Genomic DNA, 1766 nt, shown 5'->3' on the forward strand with positions numbered 1-1766 from the left:
TAACTCAACTAAGTCAACAAGTTGACTAGTTTCGTATATCGACTACGAGGCTTCGCCTCTTCGCTCAGGATGACACTTCGTGTCACTTAGCCAGCGACTTCACCGCTTCGGTCAGACGGTCGATTGCCTGGATGAGTTCATCCATCTTGGCTTCGCTGACGCCACCCTGCACGACAGCAGCGGCATTGGCGGCCGTAGCAGCAACCTGCGCAGCTGCGGGAGCTTCCTTTACCGGAACCTTGCCAAGCCAGATGTCCGGCCAGCGATCGTTGCCAGTATGATAGGTAATGCGGGTTGCGGTTTCCACCGGTTCGCCAATTTTCCAGATATAGAGTTCGTAGTCGAACAGGTCGTGGTCGTGGCCCTTGTCGGTTGCCCCCCACACAAGCCACTTGCCATCGGGAGAAAGACGCGGGAAGTATTCGTGACTGCGGCGGCCAGGCAGGTCCATCAGCTTCACGTTCTTCGGAATGCCAAAGAAGCCCACCTTTTCAATCTGCTTGCCGTCTTTGGCTGAGAACCAGAGGATTTCACTCGGAGCAGCGGTACCGCCGTTACCCGTCGGGTTCACGCGGTAAAGCTTGGAGCCATCAAAGTTCCAGTCAATCTGGCAACCGTCGCCGGACTTGGTCCAGGCGTTCTTCGACAGATCCCACACGCCCGTTTCACGCATGGAGCCGCGAAGCGTAATGGCCAAGTGCTTACCGTCGGGACTCATGTTCGGCTCCTGCAGAATCACTCCGGACTTGTTGAAAGCCTTTTCGCCATCGAGCACGAGAGTCTCTTTTTTGCTGGCGAGGTCCATCGTAAACACTTTGCCTGCGCGGCTAAACACGATGGACTTGCCGTCGGGTCTCCAAGTGCCCCACGTAGCATTGTCCACCACCTTGCGTGCGTTTTCGCCCGAAATATCGACCATCCACAGGTCCCACTTTTCCGGGTAGTTGGCATCGTTTTCAGGCACCCAGCCGCCCTTGCTGCGGTTAAAGAGCACCGTCGAGCCATCCGGAGAAATGCGCGGGAACCAGTCTACATTGTCACCCTGCGTAAGGGCACGGGCGTTTGTACCGTCGGCATTCATAATCCAAATGTCATGATGGCTATTCGCGCGACTCGTGGCCCACACGATTGCACCTTCAAGTTTACCCTTGAGGGCAGAAAGAGCCTTTTGTTCGTCGGCAGTAGGATCAACGGCGGCACCCGTCGGAGCCCCTTGCTGGGCAAAAACCGAGGTCACGCCAAAAGCGGCACAGGCACAAAACTTCACAAACTTATTCATGCCTTAAAGATACGAAAAAATAAACGCAAGCACCCAGCGGGCACCTGCGTTTTTCGCTAAAACATACAATAGACGCTTTATTGCAAGCGAATCTTTTGCATCACAGTCGCATTTTTAGCCTGAATGCGAACCATATAGACACCAGCAGGTAATCCCTGGAGGTCCATTGCCTGACTCCCCGCCTGCGTCTTGACCGCATGACCCGCCACATTGAACACGTCAACGCGGGCGGCACCGTCGGTGCGGACTTGGAGCGTGCGGCCCTGCAGCGAAACCGCCGGAGCGTTTGCAACTTTGGACTTCGCGATGCCGGTCATGCCGGAATTTGCGTTCATGAGGTTCGGCATGTTGCCCGAAACCAGGAGGCCGTTCAAAAGCTTGAGCGACTGGTTAAAGTAGTTTTCATCGCCGAGCGCCACTGCTTCTTTCCAGTATTCGTCAAGCTTGGACTGGTACTTCGCATCAGAGATGAGTGCTGTCATCAGAG

General features: G+C 55.2%; 2 protein-coding genes. Both read right to left on the reverse strand.

Annotation, left to right across the window (positions count from 1 at the left end; all coding sequences use genetic code 11):
- Nucleotides 1–82 precede the first annotated feature (82 nt).
- Complete coding sequence (locus Q0628_RS01550) at nt 83–1279, reverse strand: hypothetical protein (protein WP_298767820.1); 1197 nt, start codon at nt 1277–1279, stop codon at nt 83–85.
- A 77-nt stretch (nt 1280–1356) separates the two neighbouring features.
- Nucleotides 1357–1766, reverse strand: a 410-nt coding sequence (locus Q0628_RS01555; RefSeq protein WP_298767821.1) for a T9SS type A sorting domain-containing protein, incomplete at its 5' end; no start/stop codon positions are given.

Origin of the sequence: uncultured Fibrobacter sp. (genome assembly GCF_937877005.1) — a bacterium.
Taxonomy (GTDB): Bacteria; Fibrobacterota; Fibrobacteria; order Fibrobacterales; family Fibrobacteraceae; genus Fibrobacter.